This is a genomic window from Prescottella defluvii, from assembly GCF_000738775.1.
Lineage (GTDB): Bacteria > Actinomycetota > Actinomycetes > Mycobacteriales > Mycobacteriaceae > Prescottella > Prescottella defluvii.
Genome location: NZ_JPOC01000090.1, coordinates 1 through 4,073, shown reverse-complemented (window position 1 = coordinate 4,073; position 4,073 = coordinate 1). Strand labels below are relative to the sequence as shown.

The 4,073-nt window shown below is 66.8% G+C and carries 5 protein-coding genes; 4 read left to right on the top strand and 1 reads right to left on the bottom strand.

Features of this window, described 5'->3' with window-relative positions; translation table 11 throughout:
• Positions 1-128 precede the first annotated feature (128 nt).
• The gene (locus tag IJ15_RS25370) at positions 129-815 is read right to left on the bottom strand and encodes a DedA family protein (protein ID WP_197059905.1); all 687 of its coding nucleotides are present in this window, start codon (positions 813-815) and stop codon (positions 129-131) included.
• 240 nt (positions 816-1,055) lie between these two features.
• Between IJ15_RS25370 and IJ15_RS0123545 the strand changes: the two genes are divergently transcribed.
• The 4 genes from IJ15_RS0123545 to IJ15_RS0123530 are packed head-to-tail and all read left to right on the top strand — an operon-like array spanning position 1,056 to position 3,670.
• Positions 1,056-1,568, top strand: coding sequence for a sensor domain-containing protein (locus IJ15_RS0123545; RefSeq protein ID WP_031940775.1), 513 nt, complete (start codon positions 1,056-1,058; stop codon positions 1,566-1,568).
• 22 nt (positions 1,569-1,590) lie between these two features.
• Entirely contained in the window at positions 1,591-2,253 is a 663-nt protein-coding gene (locus tag IJ15_RS0123540) for a sensor histidine kinase (protein ID WP_051919576.1), read from the top strand.
• Positions 2,244-2,897 carry a response regulator gene (locus IJ15_RS0123535; protein WP_031940773.1) on the top strand — a complete coding sequence of 218 codons (654 nt, stop codon included), beginning with the start codon at positions 2,244-2,246 and terminating at the stop codon, positions 2,895-2,897. The genes IJ15_RS0123540 and IJ15_RS0123535 overlap by 10 nt, the downstream gene beginning before the upstream one ends.
• Positions 2,894-3,670 (top strand): DUF4097 family beta strand repeat-containing protein, encoded by a 777-nt coding sequence (locus IJ15_RS0123530; protein WP_031940772.1) that lies wholly within the window; start codon positions 2,894-2,896, stop codon positions 3,668-3,670. The genes IJ15_RS0123535 and IJ15_RS0123530 overlap by 4 nt, the downstream gene beginning before the upstream one ends.
• Positions 3,671-4,073 lie beyond the last annotated feature (403 nt).

The following is a 4,073-nucleotide window of genomic DNA, read 5'->3' as shown; positions in this document are numbered from 1 at the left end:
CGCTCGGGGTCGAGACCGGAATCGGATCCGATGGGGTGAGCGAGCCGCGTCGGCGTCGGACGCCCACGGAGAACGACCGACTCGCCGACTTGCGGGCGACGCCGATCGGGGCATCGACGTCCCAGCTCCTACTCGTGCAGCGATGCAGGAGATCTCGAGTCCTGTCGAAGAATCTTCCTGGACACAAGGTGCTTGCGCAGGCTCGCGAGCACCAAGACCAATACCACTGGCGCCCAAGCGAACCCGTAGAGCGAGCGGAAGGTCTCGTTACCTCCCCCTGCCACCCCGATCGTGACGAACGCACCGGACCACAGCGTTGCGCCCACCAGTGTGGCAACGGCGAACTCGCGTCGACGCATCGACGACATGGCCAGCGCACGCGGACTCAACGTTCGCACTGTGCCGATCAACTGACCGGTCAGGGCTGCGAGCCAGGGGCGTGTACCGAATTGCGCGGGCACTCGGCGCTGCCAGCGCGCAATGCGTTCGGGCAGTGCAGATTCGAGCCGTCTCGGTAGTACGGCGATTCCACTACGCCGGGCCCGTGTGAACGCCCATTGCGATCCCGCCCTGGATGCGACCGCAACCACGACGATCGACTCGACGAGCTCGACCGCGCCGACCGCCACGAGGATGCCCAATGTCAGCGGGATGCTGCTGCCTGGTGCAACGATCCCCACGAGTACGCCCGACTCGAGCACCAGCAGCGCCGCGACGCATGCGAGGAGCAGCCCGGCCGGCAGGCGTGCGAGATGGTCGACGGCTGCCAGGTCGGCGACTCTGGCCGCACGGGACTGCAGTTGCGCGATGTCCATGAGATCAGCCTGGTCGGCGAAAGTGCATCGGTCTGTGGTGCTCACCGACGTCGCCGGGGTCGGGTTCTCCCTACCCTCGTCGGTCGGTCCACCGGAGGGCGAACGGGCCGACCAGGTCATAGGGTGAACATTCGAGTACACAGATCGGGGGGCAACGTGGAGTCGGGGGAGCGCGTGCATCTGCCGCGGAATCCGTTGCGGGCCTAGGCCTCGACGAGCTGGTGGCTCGCGCTGCTCTATGTGTTCGGCGGGGCTGCAGCGGGTCTGGTGGGCTTGGTGTTGCTCGCCCTCCTGTGCCTGTCGGTGCTCGCCCTCCCGGTCGCACTGATCGGGGTTGTAGTGTTCGCTGCCACCATCCCCCTGATCCGTGCCGTTGACGCTGCCCAGCGCGCGTCGGTGCGGTTCTTCGGGGGCGGATGGATCGAGGCACCGACGACGCCGAGCGGGCCGACACACTGGCTTCGGTTCGTCGCGTCGGTGCGCGATCCCGCGCTCTGGCGCTCCGTTGCGTATTGGACGCTCCGAATCCCGCTCGCCCTTGTGGCAGCCCCGCTGATCGCGGCGCACCTGGTGATTCTCCCGGCCCTGGTGGCGGCGCCGGCGGTGTGGGTGGTGACCGATCCCGAGAAGTCGGATCTGGCGATCGGTGGCGTCGTCGACTTGCCCACCGTGCTCGTCGTGGCTCTGTGCGCGGCGGTCTGGCTGGTTGTCGTCCCTCCGCCACTGACTGGTCGCGGCGGTCGCCCGCGCTGACTGGTGGCTGACCCGTGCCCTGTTGGGCGCCGACAAGTCCCGGGAGCGGGTCGAGGAACTGACGCAGAGTCGTGCCCGCGTGCTCGACGCGGCCGAAACCGAACGCTCGCGAATCGAACGTGATCTCCACGACGGTGCCCAGCAAAGGCTGGTGTCGGTCTCGATCTCGTTGGGCCACGCCCGTTCTCGTCTCACCACGGACGACGAGGTCCTGCGCGATCTACTCGAGGACGCCCATCGCGAGACACGGAACGCGATCGCCGACATCCGTGCACTGACGCGTGGTCTGCATCCCCCCATCCTCACCGACCGCGGACTCGATGCCGCGCTGTCCTCGGTGGCCGCGCTCTGTTCGGTGCCGGTGGAGATCGTGGTCTCGGAGGAGTTGTCCCGATCGGGGCGGCCCTCCGCCACCGTCGAGTCCACCATCTACTTCCTGGTCTCGGAGGCACAGACCAACGTCAGCAAGCACTCGAGCGCCACGCGCGCGGGAGTGTCGGTTCGACGGTCCGGGCCAACCATCGAAGTGATCGTCGACGACGACAGCTCGGGCGGCGCCAGCGCGAAGTCCAGTGGGGGACTGGCCGGACGCGCCGACCGACTCAGCGGAGTGGACGGCAACCTGACCATCGACAGTCCCGTGGGCGGTCCGACACGTCTGTATGCGGAGGTTCCATGCGTGTAATGCTCGCCGACGACTCCGTACTGCTCAGGGAGGGTATCGGGCGTCTGTTGAACGATCGGGGCGCGTACATCGCAGCAAGCGTCGGCGACGGCGAATCGCTGTTGCGCGCGTTGTCCGACGCGGATCCTTTGCCCGACGTCTGTGTCGTCGACGTACGGATGCCCCCGACCTACCTCGACGAGGGACTCCGCGCAGCACTCGTGATCCGTGACCGTTGGCCCGACGTCGGCGTCCTGGTGCTGTCGCAGTACGTGGAGGAACGCTACGCGGCGGTGTTGCTCCGGGACCGGACAGACGGTGTCGGCTGTCTCCTGAAGGACCGTGTGGCCGACGTGGACGACTTCGTTGCTGCCGTCGAGCGGATCGCCGCCGGCGGCACCGTCATCGATCCTGACGTGGTGCAGCAACTCCTTGCACGCACCCCGCGCAGCGATCCGCTCGATTCGCTGACACCGCGGGAGCGGGACGTGTTGTTGGCGATGGCGGAGGGGCAGTCGAACGCCGGGGTCGCGACAACCCTCGTGATCGGCCGGGCCGCGGTCGAGAAGCACATCGGGAACATCTTCATCAAGCTCGGTCTGTACAACGATCCGGCCGATCATCGCCGTGTGCTCGCGGTACTTCGGTACCTGGGGGTGAAATGACCCGGCTCGCTTGGACCCGACGCATCGTGGCGGCTCTCGGCGCCGCGGTCGTGGTCACCGTGGCCGGCGCCCTCGTGTCCGCGCTACTCGCATGGGCCTTCAATACCCCCCGCGGGCACGGGTTTACCTACTCCTCGGACGCCCTGTCCACCGGACCGCTGTCGGTGCGCGCCACGAGTGGCACGGTGAACGTAGCCGTCGAACCCAGCAGCGACGACCGGATTCACGTGTCCGCGGACGGCAACTACCGGGGAGGATCGCCCCGCATCGATGTCGCCGACACCGGCGATGCCGTCGACATCATGTGCCCCGACGCCCCCTATTGGAGTTGCTCGGTCTCCGTCACCGTCTCGGTGCCCGCCCGAACCGAAGTGACGGCGTACAGCGTCGCAGGATCGATCTTCCTCACCGACCTGACCGGCCCCGCGCAGGCCACGACGATCCACGGCGACATCACCATCCGACGGCACCAGGGATCGATGGTGGCCTCTGCGGTGGCCGGATCCATCGCCGTGTCTGCCGTAGATGCATCGTTCGTGTCCGCGGCCACCGACGTCGGTGACATCCGGATTACCGCGGACACGCCACCCGATGCGGTGTCCGCGCGAACATCACATGGGGACATCGCTATCGGAGTGCCGAATGACGTCACCTACGCGCTGCGGACGACTTCGGCCGGCACTGCGGCGGCGACCATCGGGGAGGACCTGGCAAGTTCGTACCGGATCGATGCCGTCACGTCCGACGGCGTCATCACGATCTTCCCGAGCTGACGCGCACCGACTCGACGAACATCGGAGTCGACGCTGGTAGTCCGCGCCACTGGTAGTCCGCGCCACTGGTAGTCCGTGCCGGGAAACGGTCACATAAGCCGGCATCGGCACGGCTTTCGAATGCCACGGACGGCCTATGGGGGCATTCTCGCCAGCACACCCGGCCTGACCAGGTGATTTGGCGTTAGGCGAAGGGTTCGCGTAACTTATTCCAAGTCAGAGCGACACGGACACCGACCCGGACGCGATCTTCACAGGTCAGCGAGGGAAAACGAGGTTGTACGGAGAGCGCCTGAAAATCCGAGTGTGAGACTTCCTGTAGGGTGGTTGAGCGTCTTCGGGTGGCCGAGTGAAGTTCCGGGTTTGCGCCCGGGTGTGGATTCGGTTAGGCTGGAACGGTTGC

What these genes read in the sequence shown, in the direction of transcription:
- IJ15_RS25370 (WP_197059905.1), bottom strand. Translation starts at nt 815, where the DNA reads ATGGACATCGCGCAACTGCAGTCCCGTGCGGCCAGAGTCGCCGACCTG.
- IJ15_RS0123535 (WP_031940773.1), top strand. Translation starts at nt 2,244, where the DNA reads ATGCGTGTAATGCTCGCCGACGACTCCGTACTGCTCAGGGAGGGTATC.
- IJ15_RS0123530 (WP_031940772.1), top strand. Translation starts at nt 2,894, where the DNA reads ATGACCCGGCTCGCTTGGACCCGACGCATCGTGGCGGCTCTCGGCGCC.